The sequence below is a fragment of the Flavobacterium hauense genome, assembly GCF_054457175.1.
Map to the genome: position 1 here is coordinate 1 of NZ_JBTKVX010000002.1, position 18,243 is coordinate 18,243.

An 18,243-nucleotide genomic window follows, 5' to 3' on the forward strand; every position below is an offset into this window, starting at 1 on the left:
GGAACACTACCCCGGTACAAACTGCAGCTACGGCTACAGGCCTTACAGCAGGTACGTATACAGTAACGGTAACCGATACTAACGCTTGTACAACAACTCAGGCATTCACGATTACGCAGCCAACAGCGGCACTTACCGCTACAGCAGCAGGAACACAAACGAATGTTCTTTGTTTTGGTAATGCTACAGGAGCTGCTACAGTAAATGTAACGGGTGGTACAGGTGCATACAGCTATAGCTGGAACACTACCCCGGTACAAACTGCAGCTACGGCTACAGGCCTTACAGCAGGTACGTATACAGTAACGGTAACCGATGCTAACGCTTGTACAACAACCCAGTCGTTTACAATTACGCAACCAGCCGCAGCGCTTACCGCTACAACAGGAGCACAGACTAACGTTCTTTGTTTTGGTAATGCAACAGGTTCGGCTACCGTAAACGTGACTGGTGGTACAACTGCATACTCTTACAGCTGGAACACTACACCGGTACAAACTACCGCTACGGCAACAAACCTTACAGCAGGGACATATACAGTAACAGTAACCGATGCTAACGCTTGTACAACAACCCAGGCATTCACGATTACTCAGCCTGCCGCGGCACTTGTTGCTACAGCAGGCCCTCAGACAAATATTCTTTGTTTTGGTAATGCTACCGGAGCTGCTACAGTAAATGTAACAGGTGGTACAGGTGCATACAGTTACAGCTGGAATACTACACCGGTACAAACTACCGCTACAGCAACAAACCTTGTAGCAGGGACATATACAGTAACAGTGACAGATGCTAACGCTTGTACAACAACTCAGGCATTCACGATCACACAACCTGCCGCGGCACTTGTTGCTACAGCAGGACCACAAACAAATGTTCTTTGTTTTGGTAATGCTACAGGAGCAGCTACAGTAAATGTAACAGGTGGTACTGGAGCATATACTTACAGCTGGAATACAACTCCGGTACAGACTACAGCTACGGCAACAAACCTTGTAGCAGGTACATATACGGTAACGGTGACTGATGCCAACGGTTGTACAAAAACTCAGGCATTCACGATTACTCAGCCTGCAGCACCGCTATCGGTGACAACAGCTACTACCCAGACAAACGTTCTTTGTTTTGGAGGGACGACAGGTTCGGCTACAATAGCGGTAACAGGTGGTACTGTGGGTTATACGTATAGCTGGACTACAACTCCTGTACAAACAACTGCTACGGCTACAGGCCTTACAGCAGGTACATATACAGTAACAGTAACCGATGCTAACGGCTGTAACATATCACAGGCGTTTACTATAACACAACCTGCAACGGCATTGACCGCCACTGCCGGAACCCAGACAAACGTTCTTTGTTTTGGTGCAGCGACAGGTTCGGCTACGGTAGTAGCGGCAGGTGGTACTACGGCTTATACATATAGCTGGAATACTACCCCGGTACAGACCACGGCTACGGCTACCGGCCTTACCGCCGGAAACTATCAGGCAACAGTAACCGATGCTAATGGCTGTAGCGCTATTGCTACTTTTACGATCAGCCAGCCTGCTTCAGCTCTGTCTGCAACGGTTGCACATACAGATGAGGCGTGTCTTAACGATAATAACGGTTCAATTACAATAACACCTGCGGGCGGTATCGCTCCATATAGCGCGAGCATTAACGGAGGTGGCTTTACTGTTGCAATGCCAGCGGGAACACCAATCGTATTCAGCAACCTTGCAGGTGGTACTTATGCTATCCAGGTAAGAGATGCTAATAACTGTACTGTTTCTAACAGTGCTACGGTACTTACGGGTATCGTTATAGGAGCTACGGTAACTACTACCCAGGTGTGTGAGAAAGCTACTGTAGTAGTGAGCGTTAACCCTTCCGTTGCAGGACAGGTAACCTACTCGCTTGATGGCGGAACCCCTCAGGCATCTAATACCTTCCAGGATGTAGTGCTAAATTCGGCAGTACCACACACTGTTACGGTAACACACGCACAGGGATGTTCGGAGACACCACCACCGTTTACGATTGCTCCGGTAGTACCTATCAGTGCGACTTTGAATGTTACTAACGTAAGATGTCACGGTGAGGCTGTAGGTACGATAACTGTGAACGCTACAGGCGGTACAGGTCAGCTGCAATATGCTATTACATGGGGTAACTGGCCGACACCAATTTATAGTCCATCGAATACATTCGTGGAACTTCTTCCGAACGTGAACGAAGGTTATACCATTTGGGTAAAAGATGCAATGGGATGTGTTGAAACATACAATACACCGTTAACCGAGCCGGCAGCAGCACTTATTATAAATGCGGCAGTAGGCCAGCATGAAAGCTGTGTGAATTCGCATGACGGTACCATCGATATCACTTCGATAACAGGAGGTACACCACCATATACCGTAGCGATAGACTCGCCGACAAACTTCCAGCCATATAACCCTGCAGCGACACCGGACTTTGCAAATCTGTATGGGCGCTTAATGGCTTATGATGTTTATGTAAGAGATGCCAGCGGCTGTTATGCTATAAAAACGGTAACGGTAGAAAGAGGTGTGAACTTGGTTCCTAACATACAGACAGTATTAAGCTGTGTGAATAATGCACCGGTAAATACAGTTACTGCAACATTAAGTACCATAGTAAACAACGTTCAGTACAGGCTTGAGACTATAACAGGAACACTTGTACAGGATTTTGCTGCTAACCATACATGGGATCTTGCCCCGGGCGACTATGTGTATACGGTAAGGCATATCAATGGCTGCCAGAAAGACTTTAGATTTACGGTTCAGCCACGAGTGCCGCTTACAGTAACAGCTGCAACACCTGTAGATGCTACTTGTAACGGAGTTGCAGACGGTACGCTTACAGTAACGGCTACAGGTGGGACAGGAACGCTGCAATATGGTATATCTCCAAATTATGTAATGACAAACAACCCTGTATTTACAGGATTGGCTGCCGGAACGTACACGGTGAGGGTACAGGATCAGTACGGATGTTATGTTGACTTCAGTAGCTTCCCTGCAATAGGAGAGCCTGCACTTATAACGGTAACCGATGTGATGAACCTTCCGGAGACCTGTATCGAAGATAATGATGCAGCGTTTGAGATTGCAATTGCAGGAGGTACTGCACCATATGAAACGAGCCTTAATGCCAGTGGGCCATTTGTAGAAGGACAGACTTTATTTGATAGTCTTGACGGTGGTACCTATACGGTATACATACAGGATGCTCATGGCTGTACAACTACACACAATGTAACACTGACCTCACCGCTCGATATTGATGCGAAAGCAAATATTGTTGATAATTGTGGTGAGATTACGGTTACTATTGTCACCAATAGCGGTATTAACCCTGCTGAATTAAGTTATACAATTACAGGGCCTAAGAATGCTAATAACCCTCCACAAGTGTCGAATGTATTCACTAACCTTGAGGACGGAATTTATACTGTTGAGGTCGTGAATACGGTAACGGGCTGTACAGATGTTACAGATCCATTCAATGTTTCAAGTTTTGCTGACCTTGCCCTTGTGCTTGATAAAACCGGACTGAACCAGATCAAGGCTACAGTTATGGGAGGCGAGGGGCCTTACAGATTTACATTTGATGGTGACAGTATGGGAACTAAAAATGTATTTACATTCTTTAAGAGTGGTATATATGAAGTTATGGTAACCGACAACAGGGGATGTACCAAAACGGAAAGCATAACAGTAGAATTTACAGATGTTATACTACCGGATGTGGTTACTCCTGACGGAGACGGGCAAAATGATACCTGGTCGCCGGGTAACACTGCAAACTACCCTAACATCAACTCTGAGATCTTTGACCGCTACGGACGAAAACTGGCTACGCTGAGACAGGGTCAGACATGGGATGGTACTTATGATGGCCACCCAATGCCTACGGGAGATTACTGGTTCCTTGTTAAACTGGGAGATGCAGAAGACAGGTCGTTTATAGGACACTTCACAATTTACAGATAAGATTAATGACGGCCACGCTTACTACATGGCGTGGCCCGAATTAAAAATTTCAATTTGGACAAAAACTTTTAGGACACAATGAAAAAATTATATACGCTGTTAGTACTAATTATAGCATTCCCCTATGTAAATGCACAGGAGCTTAACATCCCTACATTTACGCAGTACCTGGCCGACAACCCATTTATCATATCTCCCGCTTATGCCGGTATTGGGGACTACGTGAAAATAAGAGCCAACGGACTTACCCAATGGGTAGGTGTCAAAGATGCTCCCGATAGCCAGTCGCTTGCTGCTGATGCAAGGATTACAGCCCGCGATGGGGTAGGTATATTCATGTACAATGACAAGAATGGTTACACCAGGCAGTACGGAGGGCGACTTTCTTATGCGCATCACCTTGTTTTAGACGATTATTATGAAGAGTACCTTTCACTTGGTATCTCATACAATCTGAACCAGTTTAAGATTGATATTGAAGATATTCAGACACCGGACGGATCGATTAATAATAACCGCTATACCGTTAACCATAACTTCGATGTATCGGCGTTATTCCGTATAAAAGCGTTCTATGCGAGCTTTACAGCAGGAAATATCCTGAATAAGGATGTGGATATTTACGGCATTAACGAGCCAAAAAAATTAAGGAACTACCAGGTATACACCGGTTATACATTTAAGGATAACAATCTGGAGATAGAGCCTTCTACGTATTTTCATTATTTTGAAGCAGACGGCAGGTCGAGTACCGACCTTAACCTTAAAGTGCGCCTTATGGATAATGAGAACTATTACTGGGCGGGTGTTAACTACCGTTTCCTGAACGACCAGTTTGGAGATCCGTTAGCTATTGGCCCAATGGCAGGTGTAAAATACCATAACTTTTATTTTGCTTATTCCTACCAGGTAACAACCAACGAAATGCTGGCTTACAACAGCGGAACCCACATGGTAACGATAGGGCTTGATATCTTCCAGGGTATAAGCGACTGTCCGTGTACCAATGGCACGCATTAAGATATTACGATTTTAGGTTCCCCCAAGAATCTGTTCCGATCACTTGGTTAGTGATTGTTTGTGAAAGAAAGCCCCTCAATCGAGGGGCTTTCTTGATTGTACGATTTTCATTACTTTTGACAAATATTTTTGTTCAAATGAAATTCATACCGCCATTAGAAATAGCTTCTCAAATAATGACACTAATACAGGAAGCAGATAAAAAGTTGATAATTGTATCTCCCTATGTTAATATTAATGATTGGGACAAAATGAAAAGATGTCTAAGTAAGGCAGTAGCAAATGATATTGAAATAACATTTATAGCCAGAAAAAATGCCAAACAGGATTTTTCGGAGTTAAAGGCTATAGGTATCACACCCATATTAGTTGATGATTTACATGCGAAAGTTTATATTAGTGAGAGTCATGCCATTGTTTCATCACTTAATATGGTGCATTATTCTGATATTAAATCAATAGATGTTGCCTACAAAACAGATCAGGAAGCTGAGCGAAAGGAATTAGTTGATTTTGTCAATAAATATGTGTTAGCGGGCAAAACTAAAGTTGAAAAGCAAAGTATAACGAAGACAGTCACATTTCAAAGGATATCGCGTCAAAATTATGATGATAAGAAACAGTTTAATGATTATCAGGTAGAGAAAATTTTTCAATCCTTTGTTGATAATTTCAGGAACTCCTTTTTCAAAAGGACTTCAAGTTATGTTTTCTGTGATAATTTACTTCCGTTTGCAGATGTTATGATAGATTCAAGATATGTAATTAAAATTCGAAAATCCAGAACCGATTGTGAGCAAATTTTAAATAAACTTGAAGACATTTCCTATGATGGGTATAATGAATATAAAATTGAATTATTGATTACACACCCTAGCTTTTATTATATAGAAATTATACCTCAAAAAGGGATTGAACTTCAAAAGCTAATAGAGGATTATCTTTCTTTTACTGATAAGATTTTAAGAAGTGATGTTTACAAGGTTATGAAAAAACAATACAATAATTCTTCTTGGTAAGAAGATTATTACATCCGACTTCTAGCTCCTCAACCCCCAAACAGTAATCACTAAACAGGCTACTCCCCATAACAAGAGTTGTCCGGTAACAAGCGGCCAGCCTCCGGCATCCCAACATTGTATGCCTACGAAAGTGCCTAAAGATCCGCCAATGAAATAACTCGTCATGTAAGCGGTATTGATACGGCTGTGCGCGGTAGCATCCAGTGAGTAAATGGTGGCAATATTGGTAACCTGTGCGGCCTGTACGCCCACATCCAGCAACAATACGGTTATTATAAACGCAGTTACCGATTCAGGGGCAGCCATAACCAAAAGGATTGCAACTATTACAAGTGCCATCGATATGGCCTGCGCACGTGCCGGGTTGCCTTTATCAGCGAGTTTGCCCACTAATGGTGCAATTAATGCGCCGCCTATGGCCAATATCCCGAAAAGCCCGATAATGTCAGTACCATAGTTGAAAGGCTCGCCACTCAGGTGGAAGGTAAGGGTAGTCCAGAAAGAACAGAAGATCCCGAAGGCAAGCCCACCCAGCAGGGCAGTCCTTCGCAACAGCGCAAAGCGCCTGAACTGCTGTAGCGACGAACCCAACAATTGGATATAGTTACCTTCAAACATCGCCTGGTGCCTGTCGGGTATGGTAAATTGAAAGGTCAGTGCGCTCATGATTACCATACCTGAAGATATGCCATATACCCAACGCCAATTGGCCCACTCGGCAATGAGTCCGCTGAACACCCTTGCGGCAAGTATGCCCACCAGTATACCGGTTATAATGATGCCTACATTGCGACCACGGTTCTGGCTATCCATACTTGCGGCCAGAGGGAGTATTACCTGTGCGGCAACACTCAGCAAACCGATAAGCAGGCTGAAAACGCTTATCCAGAAAAAGTTTTGTACGAATGTTGTACCTACCAAGGTGCCTATCAGCAATAGTTGAAGTACCAGTATCAGTTTTTTGCGGTTGATCTTATCGCCAAGCGGCGTAATAAAGAAAAGCCCGAAGCCATAGCCTGCCTGTGCCAGCACCGACAGTATTCCTGCCCTGCTTTCGCTTACGCTAAAGTCGTGGGCAATGTCTTTCAGTATGGGTTGGTTGTAATAAATATTGGCAACGCATATACCGGCCGCTGCCGACATGACTGCGAGCTGGGTTTTGGTGATGGGAGTATCCTGCATAAAATTGTAGCTGTTTTTTGGAAAAACAAAGTTCGGGATTTTTTTTACGGTATCGACAACTTCGAACTTCGGACTTAAAACTATCCCACCCTCTTGATCACATAGGTCACAATCGCCCAGATGACGAACTGGTTGTCTTCGGTTACTTTTATGGGCTGGTAAGCGGAATTTTCGGGCATCAGGTAGAGGCAGTCGGTTTCGAGCTTTAGGCGCTTAACGGTAAACTCGCCATCGATAAGGCAGACGGCTATTTTACCGTCGGCGGGTTCAAGGCTTCGGTCGATTACCAGAATATCGCCATCATCAATAGCTGCATCTGTCATTGAGTTGCCTGCTACTTTAATATAAAAAGTAGCCAGCGGATTCTTCTCTGCAAGGTATTTGTTCAGGTCGATCTTATACTCCATGAAGTCCAACGCCGGCGAAGGAAAACCTGCCTTTACTGCATGGGTAACAAAAGGCTGTGCGTTGCCGCTCTCAAAGTCGGGAGTATGAATGGAGAGGTTGGGGTTATCATTTTTTTTTATCGGCATTGCACTACAAGTATTTCTTTAATATCGGTGGTATAACGTGGTGAAAGCATGTTTTGGTTCATGTCCCAAGTTTTTTCGGCTTGTGCCGCAAGACGGATCTTTCGTCCACCATGTTTTGTATTCATGCTGTCCATGGCTTTCATGAGCGCGAGGTGCCTTGGGTCTTCGTCATTAAACAGGTTAAACTGTTTGGCGTTATCAGGAATCAGCTCGGTAACCACTACACCCGCTTTTTTGAATTTTATGGTATTGGTATCTTCCATCATTTCCTTTAGCAGCTGAATGGCGGCATTACTTATGGTAATTGCCGAATTAGTCGCATAGGGCAGCGTTACCGACTTGCTGTAATAGTATTTAGGGTCATTAATGCTGTGTTTGTCTGCTACCAGCATCACAATGATGGTGTGGCAGCAGGAGTTTTGTTTCCTGAGCTTTTCGGCGGTTACGGTTGCAAAGGTAGATACCCGTTCGCGTATCAGGTCATAATCTTTGAGCTGTTTGGGAAAGCTACGGGTAGTGGCAATGCTTTTTTTCTTGTCGGGCACTTCGCCGCTGCCTATGGCGGGAACACCCTCCAGTTCGCATTTAATGCGTTTGCCTACCACGCCCATTTCGTTCTGTATCCATTGCTCCATGTGGGGCTGTATGAAATCATAGGCCGTGAACACGTTTCTTGCTTTCAGCTTTTTTGCGGTTCGGTAGCCAATACCCCAAATGTCTTCAATCTTCAGCCATTTCAATGCCTTGATGCGTTTTTCGTCACTGTCCATGATATGCACACCCTGCGTTTGGTCGGGATATTTCCGGGCAATGCGGTTAGCTGCCTTGGCGAGGGTTTTGGTTGGCGCGATGCCTACGCATACCGGTATGCTAAGCCACTTGTTGATGCGCTGCTTTATCTCCACGCCGTAGTTGTGGTAATCGGCAATATCGATGCCGTTAAAGTCAAGAAAAGCTTCGTCTATGCTGTATTCCTCCACATTTGGGGTAAAGAGGCGCAGGATGCCAAAAACACGCTGGCTCAGGTCGCCATACAATGAGTAATTGCTGGAGAATACTTTTACGTTATCTGCCTTGAGCTGCTCACGGATCTTGAACTCAGGTACCGCCATTCCTATGCCCATTGCTTTTGCCTCGTCGCTTCGGGAAATGATGCAGCCGTCGTTATTAGACAATACCACAACAGGCTTTCCCTGCCATTGCGGCTGGAAAACCCTTTCACAGGATACATAAAAGTTATTGCAGTCTACGAGGGCATACATACTGCAAAATTAAGTATTCCGCAGTTAGAAAAAGGCGATTAATGAATCAAAATAAGCTGTTAAAGTGGTGTTAAGTAACGGTTGGGTAACAGACGTTTCGCGGGCTTATTCGTAAATTGTAAGTTACAATTCTAAATTTACATATTATGTCATTATTAAAAGATAAGGTAGCTGTTGTATCAGGTGCCGGATCAGGAATAGGCCGTGCTGTGGCTGAAACCTACGCACGCGAAGGTGCAAAAGTTGTGATAACCGATATAAACGAAGAACACGGGAATGCTACCGTAAAAGCAATTGAGGAAGCCGGTGGAGAGGCTTTTTTTGTTAAGGCTGACTCGTCGGTTGCGGAAGAAAATAAAAAACTGGTTGAAGCTGTAGTAGCAAAATACGGAAGGCTTGATATTGCCTGTAACAATGCCGGCATGGGTGGGCCTGCAGCTCCTACCGGGGAATATGACCCAAATGCATGGGATAAGGTAATTGCGCTAAACCTTAACGGTGTGTTTTATGCCTGTCGTTATGAGATCGAACAGATGATGAAGAATGGGGGAGGAAGCATCGTGAATATTGCTTCGATTCATGGTACAGTAGCAGCTCCTAACAGTCCTGCTTACACGGCTTCTAAACATGGGGTTGTTGGACTTACTAAAAATATCGCAGCAGAATATGGTGAGAAAAACATCCGCTGTAATGCGGTTGGCCCGGGCTATATAGAAACTCCTTTACTTACAGACCATCTTAATAGAGACATGATGCAGGCTGTAGCCGATAAAAGTACTATGAAAAGGCTGGGAACACCGCAGGAAATTGCCGAACTGGTTTTGTTCCTTAGTTCTGATAAATCGTCATTTACAACAGGAAGCTATATCATTGCCGACGGAGGATATACGGCGATATAAACACAGAATATTGCTAAAAAGTAAAAGGCCACCGTGGTAAAGCGGTGGCCTTTTGGCATTATGTTAGTTTTTGTTTTACAGGTGAAGCAGGTCCAATACAATTTTAGGGCAAATACCTATTGCAATGTTTAGCGCTATTGATAGTACAGCCACCAGCGTGTACATTACAGGAACCGGTTGTTTTTCAATGATATCTTCTTTTGTGTACATGGCCAGTATCAGTTTAAAGTAGTAGCCAACGCTCACAATAGAGTTCAGTATAGCGATGATAATGATGGCAACGTGGCCTGTACTCAATACTTGGTTGAACAGGAAGAATTTGGCAAAGAATCCGGAAAATATAGGTATACCTGCCATTGATAAAAGAGAGCACGTTAATACAGCTGCCATTAACGGATTTCTTTTTCCAAGCCCGTTAAAGTTGAATATTTCTTCATTTCCTTTATCGCCACAAACCGAAAGCACTACTGCAAAGGCAGCAATACCGGCAAGCGAATAGGCTGCAGTATAATATAACAGAGTATCGGCAGTAGCAGTAGGATTAAAGAATACCATAAGCATAAAACCTGCATGAGATATACCCGAAAATGCCAGCATACGCTTTACATTGGTCTGCATCAGTGCTGTAAGGTTACCTACAGTCATAGAGAGTATCGAGATGATACTGATTATTGTTATGTATGTACCAGGTACAGTCATGTTAAGGCTTACCATAAGTTTAAAGAAGGCAGCGATCGCCGCAACTTTAGTAAGGGTACTCATGGTTGCAGTAGTTAGTGCAGGAGAACCTTCATATACATCCGGTGCCCAAAAATGGAACGGTACAGCAGCAATCTTGAAAAGTAAGCCAATAGACATCATTACAATACCTATGAAATACCATTTTGGCAAAGGTTGGTTCTCAAGGATCTTACCATAGATTACAGCAGTATCGAACGAACCTGTAGCGCCATATATAAGTGCAATTCCAAATAGAATGAAACCTGATGCGAATGCTCCCATCAAGAAGTATTTCATTCCTGCCTCGTTGCTTTTCAGGTTTTTAGGCTGGCTTGCCGCTAATACATAAAGCGCAATTGATAAAATCTCAATACCAAGGAAGAACATGGCAAGATTGCCAAATGATACCATAGCAATAGCTCCTGTCAGAAGGAAAAGCTTTATGGCAACAAAGTCTGATATTTTTGGCTTGTGTTCTTTGTGAAAATCAGGCGTAAGGGCTACAAGGAATATGGTAAGTATGATAAACAAACCTGAAAATGCCGCCGAGTAATCATTTGTAACTACCATATTGTTATAGTAGCTTAGCTGATGCCCATAATCCTGCACCGTAAGTGCAAGCGTGCCTAACAGCCCCAATATGGTTACCGGTACGATAGCCTTCCTTAAATTAAAAATTTCAGCTATAAGGCATATTAAGCCTAATCCTGCAATAGCTATTAATGTATACATCTTTTATATCGGGCTTAGTTAAATCTGTTTATAATCGTTACAATCTTTTCAAGATCCGGAGTGATAAAATCTTGTATTGGCTTCGGATAGATACCAAAGAATATCAGTACGGCAATGATGATTATGAAAACAAAGCCTTCGCCAAAAGTAACATCAGCAAACGGTTTTGAATTTTGCTCACCAAGCATTACCTGCTGGAACATTCTCAGCATGTAAAAAGCACCCAATATTATTGTTGTTCCTGCAATCACGGCAATCCAGATATTTGTCTGTGCCATGCTGTAAAGCAGCTCGAACTCTCCAACGAAATTGAATGTTAATGGCATGGCTACCGATGCAAGCACCAGTATCATGAACATTGAAGCAAATTTAGGTGTCTGTATCCTGATACCGCCCATTTCGCTGATTTCGCCTGTATTGTAACGGCGTGAAATGATTTCGGCTGCATAGAATAGTCCCACAACCACAAATCCGTGTGCCAGCATCTGAAGAAAAGCACCGCGAAGTCCGTCGATGGTTAGGGTATATGCACCCGCAGCGATAAGACCAACGTGGGCAAGAGATGAATAGGCAAGGAGTTTTTTAATATCGGTTTGCTTTAATGCAAGGATTGAACCGTAGATAACACCTGCGATACAAAGGCCAACAAAAACATACATGTATTCAGCAGCCGGTTGCGGAGCAATAGGAAGCTGCCATCTTATGATGCTGTAGATTGCCATCTTCAGCATGATACCTGATAAAAGCATCGTGCCAGCGGCAGGTGATTTTTGGTAAACATTAGCCTGCCATGTGTGGAAAGGTATAATAGGGATCTTGATCGCATAAGCCAGGAAGAAAGCCAGGAATATAAAGAATTGCTCGTTTGGCGTAAGTACCGCTGAATACAGCTTCATGCTAAGGAAACTTCCTGTTTTTTGATACAGGTATATAAAGGCAACCAACATGAACAAAGAACCTGCAAATGTATAAATGAAGAATTTGACAACTGCTTTTTTCCTGCTTTCCCAGTCACCATTACCCCATATAAGAGATATGAAGTAGATAGGTATCAGGGATAGTTCCCAGAAGATATAATAGAGAAATCCGTCAGTACTGATAAAGGTTCCGGCCATGGCAAATGCCATAAACATGATAAGAGCATAAAATGTTCTTGCCTTTGCAAAAACATTCCTGAAAGTAGACAGGATGATTATAGGTGTAAGAGCCGTTGTAAGCAACAGCATGCTCAATGATAGTGCATCGGCCTGAAGGCTAATATAAACATGCGGAATTTTTATCCAGGTCTTCATGACGTTAACCGGAATATGCTGATTGTAAAGGCAGGTAATATAAATAGCTGCCGCAAATGCCGCAGTGCTGAAAAGAAGCGCTGCCTTAGAGGCCCATTTATCGCCTACAAAGTAAGTTGCCGCCGCCCCGAATAATAAGATAATAAGTACAAATGATATATCCATCAGTTATGAATTATTTTGCCAAAAATATATAAACGATTATTGAGCAGATACCCAGCACGAATGCAAAAAGGTAAAAGCCGATACTTCCTGTCTGAAGGGTCTTTCCTTCGCCGCCAAGCATGTTGACAACTTTTCCAAGGCCAAAGATAAAGCCTGAGAATGCAGCTTCCGTCACATCCCTGAAGAAGCTTCCGATAGCATAAATTGGGTTTACTATAATGGCTGTGTAAATCTCGTCTACATAAAGTTTGTTATACAATACTTTTGCAAATCCTGTAATCTCACTGTCCTGTGCAGGCACTACAGATTGTTTTATGTACTTCGTGTAAGCAATACCGATACCGATAAGTGCTCCCACAACCGCAATACCCATAAGCATGTAAGTTGTGCCGTCAAGTTCGTGGTGGTGTGCAGGTTTAGCCAGTACAGGTGCCAGATAATGGTTTAGCCAACTGTTGCCCGGAAGGCTGATAAGACCGCCCACTAATGCAAGTATCGCTAAAACGATAAGCGGGAATGTAATAAGTGCCGGCGATTCGTGCAGGTGGTGCTTCTGCTCCTCTGTACCCCTGAAATCTTTATAGAAAGTAAGGTACAGTAAACGGAACATGTAGAAAGCCGTCATGATCGAAGCCAATGAAGCGATAACCCATAGGGCTTTATTGTGGTGGAAAGCCGTCATCAAAATTTCGTCTTTAGAGAAGAAACCTGAGAATGGCGGTAATCCCGAAATTGCAAGTGTAGAGATAAGGAATGTGATGAAAGTGATTTTCATTACTTTTTTCAGGCCTCCCATATTGCGCATATCCTGTTCGCCATGCAGCGCGTGGATAACTGATCCTGAGCCAAGGAAAAGACATGCTTTAAAGAATGCGTGTGTTATCACGTGGAAAACAGCGATCTCATAAGCACCAAGCCCAAGAGCAAGGAACATAAGGCCTAACTGTGATACTGTAGAATAAGCGAGTACTTTTTTGATGTCATTCTGAACAAGTCCGATAGCCGCCGCAACAAGTGACGTAAGCGCGCCTACTACTGCAATTACAGACTGTACATCCGGGGCAAGGTTAAACAGGAAGTTCATTCGTGTTACCATGAAGATACCTGCTGTTACCATCGTAGCCGCGTGGATTAGTGCCGAAACCGGCGTAGGTCCTGCCATCGCATCGGGTAACCATGTATATAACGGCAGCTGGGCACTTTTACCACATGCACCTATGAATAGGCACAGGGCAGCAATGCTAAGCCATGTCGCGTCTACTTCTTTACCTGAAGACAGGATTGCAGAAATAGTTGTATAGTCTACTGAATGGAATAGATAACCAATGATGAAGATACCGATAAGGAAACCAAGGTCACCTATACGGTTCATGATAAATGCTTTCTTAGCTGCATCGTTATACTCCTGGTTCTTGTACCAGAAACCGATAAGAAGGTATGAGCAAAGCCCAACGCCTTCCCAGCCGATGAACATAATCAGCAGGTTGCTTCCCATTACCAGCGTGATCATAAAGAATATGAACAGGTTCAGGTAAGCGAAGAATTTATGCATGTTCTCGTCATCATGCATATAACTGATGGAGTACACGTGGATAAGTGTACCAATGCCTGTTACGAACATTAGCCACAGTAACGAAAGCTGGTCTAACTGAAAACCGAAGTTTACCCTGAAGTTAGCAAGCCTAAGCCATTCGAAAAGATCGATTATTACCGGTTTTCCGGTAGTAATAACCTGTAAGAAGAAAGTTAATGTTACAACAAACGATGTTGCCACAGCAAGGGTTCCTAATGTGCCCGATGCTCCTTTGCCCAGCTTCTTACCAAAGAAAACGTTAAGCAAGAATCCTGCAAACGGGGCAAATAATAATAGTAAAGCCAAATTTGTATCCATCAGGCGTTATCCTTTTAAGTTCTTTAAATTATCAATGTCAATGTTGTTCAGGTTCCTGTATACTGCTACAAGTATAGCAAGTCCTACGGCAACCTCTGCTGCGGCCACGGCCATAGAGAAGAATACGAAAACCTGTCCTGCAGCATCCTGGTGGTAGGTAGAAAAAGCTACCAATAACAGGTTAACCGCATTAAGCATGATCTCTATTGACATGAACATTACGATAGCATTTCGTCTGTAAAGCACACCAAAAATACCAACACAAAACAGTAGTGTAGAAAGGTATATGTAGTTTTCGATGCCTATTTGCTGTAATATATTTTCCATACTAGTTGTTGATGTGTTCTTTTTTAGATAGCAATACCGCACCAATCATAGATACAAGAAGCAGTACCGATGCAAACTCAAACGGAACCATGTAATCATTAAGCAATACCTGTCCCAATACTTTGATCGACTGATAATCCTGTCCTGATACTTTATATTCGGTTATAACGGGCTGTGCTTTTATGAAGGTAGCCAACAGTACGAACGCCACAAGGCAGAACGATACCGCTGCTGCGATCCGGGTAAGCATAGATTTGTTTTTTTCGTCTTCCTTGTTAAGGTTCATAAGCATTATCGTAAAGAGCATCAGGATCATGATGGCACCTGAGTAAACGATAATATGCACGATTGCCAGAAACTGCGCATTGAACATAAGGTAATGCCCGGCAATAGAGAAGAAACATAATACAAGGTAAATAGCACTGTGTATAGGGTTTTTGCTAAGGATAGTCAAAAACGCAGTCGCTAATGTAATGGCCGATAGGATATAGAATATAGTTAGAAGCATCTTAGTTCGCCATTTGTGGTTTAGTGTTATTAATAGCCATATCAAGCGGCATAACCAGTTTGTCTTTACCAAAGATAAAGTCTTCCCTGTTGCTGTTCGATTTTACCATAACCCTCGATTTGGTTAAGTAGATAGCCTGTTTTGGGCATGCCTCTTCACACAGTCCGCAGAAAATGCAGCGAAGCATGTTTATTTCATAGATAGAAGCATATTTCTCTTCCCTGTACAGGTGCATTTCATCCGGTTTCCTTTCGTCGGCTTTCATGGTGATAGCTTCGGCAGGGCATGAAAGGGCACACAGTCCGCAGGCAGTACAGCGCTCACGGCCTTCGTCGTCACGCATCAGCATGTGCTGACCGCGGTATACGGGGCTAAGCTCCCTGGTTTCTTCCGGGTATTTAATGGTTACTTTACGGGTAAATAAGTGCCCAATGGTTATCCATAAACCTTTTGCGATCGCTACAAGGTAAAGGCTCTCCCAAAAAGTCATCTTTTTGTTAGATACCTCCTTCTTCCTTCCCGATAATGATATGGTTTCTATTGACATTTTGTATTTCTTTTTGCCCGAAGGCGTTTTTTCGTACTTAATTAAAGTTTGCCGTCAGCCAGTAATATTACTATTCCGGTGATGATGATGTTTGCGATGGCAAGCGGAATAAGCATTTTCCATCCCAGTTTCATCAATTGGTCATAACGGAACCTCGGTATCGTCCAGCGTATCCACATATAGAAGAATATGAAGGCACATATTTTACCGAACAATACAAATATTCCTATTACGTTAGCCACGTTAGCTCCTGCATTCTCTGCCATCCAGTCCATACCCGGGTAGTTATAAGCCCCAAAGTAAAGCACTGCAAGGATAGTAGAAGAGATAAACATACTTGCATATTCAGCAAACAGGTAGAAGCCCATTCTCATTGACGAATATTCGGTATGGTAACCACCGATAAGCTCAGCCTCACATTCGGCAAGGTCAAACGGCGTACGGTTGGTCTCTGCAAATGAACATACAAGGAAGATAAGGAAACCTACCGGCTGGTAGAATACGTTCCAGTTCATTCCGTGCTGTCCGGCAGCCATTTCGCGTAAGCTTAATGATTCGGTCATCATGATAAGGGCAATAAGCGCAAGGCCCATTGCAACCTCATAGGATATCATTTGTGACGAAGCACGCATGGCGCTCATCAGTGAGAATTTGTTGTTAGAAGCCCATCCGCCGATCATGATGCCATATACACCTACTGACAATACGCCAAATACGTAAAGCATGGCAACGTCAATATCAGTAGCCTGAAGGATAACATCACGTCCAAAGATATGCAGCCTGTCACCCCACGGAATTACGGCACTTGTCATAAGCGCAGTACTCATAGATATGGCAGGGCCTACTATGAAAAGGAATTTGTTTGGGGTATTTGGCATAAACTCTTCTTTAGAGAAAAGTTTAAGTCCGTCGGCCAATGGTTGAAGGATACCGCCTTTACCGGCACGGTTAGGACCTATACGGTCCTGAAGCCAGGCAGCGATCTTACGCTCGGCAAGTGTTTCATACATGGCAAAAAGCATGGTGATCGCGAAAATCGCTATGATGAAAATACCTTTTTCTATAATTATTGCCTGATCCATAGTTATATATTTCCTTCTTTAAATACCTTAACTTCGTCTTTTTTAAGCGGAATGGCAGGCATACTGATTTTCTTCCTGTCTTCTTCGCGCCCTAAAAGGATATGCTTTTCTGTCTCGATAGTAACTGTGTCAAGTTTCCTTGTATAGTTATTCTGGTTGATAACAGAATCTTTCTCGAATTTCCTTGGTCCTTCAATAACCCAGTCTTTAGTTTCTTTGTGGTCAAAACGGCACTCGTTACAGATGAACTCTTCCACTTCGTGGTATACATCTTTACGGGCAGTAACCCTTTGTATCTCTTCTCCAAACATCCAAAGCGTAGTCTTACCGCAACATTTATCGCAATCCCTGTGCGCGTTGTATGGTTTGTTGAACCATACCCTTTGCTTGAATCGGAACGTCTTATCAGTAAGTGCTCCTACAGGGCACACGTCGATCATATTTCCTGAGAATTCGTTATCGATAGCTTTAGAGATAGCAGTAGATATTTGTGAATGGTCACCACGGTTCAGTACACCATGCACACGGTTATCGGTAAGCTGGTCAGCAGTCATCACACAACGGTAGCAAAGGATGCAACGGTTCATGTGAAGCTGTATGTTGTTGCCTATGTTCTCAGGTTCAAACGTACGTTTCTCCTCGATAAAGCGTGTTTTAGAAGAACCGTTCTTAAAGCTAAGGTTCTGCAGGTCACACTCACCGGCCTGGTCACACACAGGGCAATCCAGCGGGTGGTTTATCAATAGGAATTCGGTAACCGATTTACGGGCATCAACCACCCTTTCAGAAGAGATGCTTTTTACTTCCATACCGTCCATAACACCCGTTACGCACGATGCCATTAGTTTTGGCATAGGGCGTGGGTCGGCTTCGCTACCTTTAGAAACCTCTACAAGGCAGCAACGGCATTTACCACCGCTTCCTTTAAGTTTAGAATAGTAGCACATTGCCGGCGGTACGGATTCGCCGCCTATCATACGTGCAGCCTGCAGGATGGTGGTCCCCGGTTCTACATCTATTTCCTGTCCGTCTATTGTTACTTTCATTTGTATATTCT

General features: G+C 43.5%; 15 protein-coding genes. 4 read left to right on the forward strand and 11 right to left on the reverse strand.

Translation table 11 applies throughout. The features are described 5' to 3' along the window. From ACX0HA_RS01145 to ACX0HA_RS01155, 3 genes are all read left to right on the forward strand, one after another. Positions 1–4,004, forward strand: a 4,004-nt coding sequence (locus ACX0HA_RS01145; protein WP_458843428.1) for a T9SS type B sorting domain-containing protein, incomplete at its 5' end; no start/stop codon positions are given. A 78-nt stretch (positions 4,005–4,082) separates the two neighbouring features. Beyond that, entirely contained in the window at positions 4,083–5,024 is a 942-nt protein-coding gene (locus tag ACX0HA_RS01150) for a PorP/SprF family type IX secretion system membrane protein (RefSeq protein ID WP_458843429.1), read from the forward strand. A gap of 137 nt (positions 5,025–5,161) precedes the next feature. Further along, entirely contained in the window at positions 5,162–6,043 is an 882-nt protein-coding gene (locus tag ACX0HA_RS01155; protein WP_458843430.1) for a phospholipase D-like domain-containing protein, read from the forward strand. 21 nt (positions 6,044–6,064) lie between these two features. On the opposite strand, the gene ACX0HA_RS01160 is transcribed toward ACX0HA_RS01155, so the two are convergent. The 3 genes from ACX0HA_RS01160 to ACX0HA_RS01170 form a co-directional block, all read right to left on the reverse strand. Then, the gene (locus ACX0HA_RS01160) at positions 6,065–7,228 is read right to left on the reverse strand and encodes an MFS transporter (RefSeq protein ID WP_458843431.1); all 1,164 of its coding nucleotides are present in this window, start codon (positions 7,226–7,228) and stop codon (positions 6,065–6,067) included. Positions 7,229–7,308: 80 nt separating this feature from the next. Beyond that, positions 7,309–7,761, reverse strand: a complete 453-nt coding sequence (locus ACX0HA_RS01165; protein ID WP_458843432.1) for a LexA family protein — start codon at positions 7,759–7,761, stop codon at positions 7,309–7,311. Next, positions 7,752–9,023 (reverse strand): Y-family DNA polymerase, encoded by a 1,272-nt coding sequence (locus ACX0HA_RS01170; RefSeq protein ID WP_458843433.1) that lies wholly within the window; start codon positions 9,021–9,023, stop codon positions 7,752–7,754. The genes ACX0HA_RS01165 and ACX0HA_RS01170 overlap by 10 nt, the downstream gene beginning before the upstream one ends. Before the next feature lie 146 nt (positions 9,024–9,169). Between ACX0HA_RS01170 and ACX0HA_RS01175 the strand changes: the two genes are divergently transcribed. Continuing rightward, entirely contained in the window at positions 9,170–9,922 is a 753-nt protein-coding gene (locus tag ACX0HA_RS01175; protein WP_458843434.1) for an SDR family NAD(P)-dependent oxidoreductase, read from the forward strand. Positions 9,923–9,997: 75 nt separating this feature from the next. Here the strand turns inward: ACX0HA_RS01175 and ACX0HA_RS01180 are convergent, their stop codons facing one another. From ACX0HA_RS01180 to ACX0HA_RS01215, 8 genes are read right to left on the reverse strand one after another with little or no spacing between them, the layout of a single operon-like run. Further along, positions 9,998–11,374, reverse strand: a complete 1,377-nt coding sequence (locus tag ACX0HA_RS01180; RefSeq protein WP_458843435.1) for an NADH-quinone oxidoreductase subunit N — start codon at positions 11,372–11,374, stop codon at positions 9,998–10,000. Positions 11,375–11,388: 14 nt separating this feature from the next. Continuing rightward, positions 11,389–12,831: a complex I subunit 4 family protein gene (locus tag ACX0HA_RS01185; RefSeq protein ID WP_458843436.1), complete on the reverse strand. Its 1,443-nt coding sequence runs from the start codon at positions 12,829–12,831 to the stop codon at positions 11,389–11,391. Between the two features lie 10 nt (positions 12,832–12,841). Further along, on the reverse strand, positions 12,842–14,722 hold the full coding sequence (gene nuoL, locus ACX0HA_RS01190) for an NADH-quinone oxidoreductase subunit L (protein ID WP_458843437.1): 1,881 nt from the start codon (positions 14,720–14,722) through the stop codon (positions 12,842–12,844). 6 nt (positions 14,723–14,728) lie between these two features. Next, positions 14,729–15,049, reverse strand: coding sequence for an NADH-quinone oxidoreductase subunit NuoK (gene nuoK, locus ACX0HA_RS01195; protein ID WP_458843438.1), 321 nt, complete (start codon positions 15,047–15,049; stop codon positions 14,729–14,731). Between the two features lies 1 nt (position 15,050). Then, a complete protein-coding gene (locus ACX0HA_RS01200) occupies positions 15,051–15,557 on the reverse strand; it encodes an NADH-quinone oxidoreductase subunit J family protein (protein WP_458843439.1) in 507 nt (168 codons plus the stop codon). A 1-nt stretch (position 15,558) separates the two neighbouring features. Continuing rightward, the gene (locus ACX0HA_RS01205) at positions 15,559–16,104 is read right to left on the reverse strand and encodes a NuoI/complex I 23 kDa subunit family protein (RefSeq protein WP_458843440.1); all 546 of its coding nucleotides are present in this window, start codon (positions 16,102–16,104) and stop codon (positions 15,559–15,561) included. A gap of 41 nt (positions 16,105–16,145) precedes the next feature. Beyond that, positions 16,146–17,186 (reverse strand): NADH-quinone oxidoreductase subunit NuoH, encoded by a 1,041-nt coding sequence (gene nuoH / locus ACX0HA_RS01210; RefSeq protein ID WP_458843441.1) that lies wholly within the window; start codon positions 17,184–17,186, stop codon positions 16,146–16,148. A gap of 2 nt (positions 17,187–17,188) precedes the next feature. Then, positions 17,189–18,232, reverse strand: a complete 1,044-nt coding sequence (locus tag ACX0HA_RS01215) for a 2Fe-2S iron-sulfur cluster-binding protein (protein WP_458843442.1) — start codon at positions 18,230–18,232, stop codon at positions 17,189–17,191. Between the last annotated feature and the right edge of the window lie 11 nt (positions 18,233–18,243).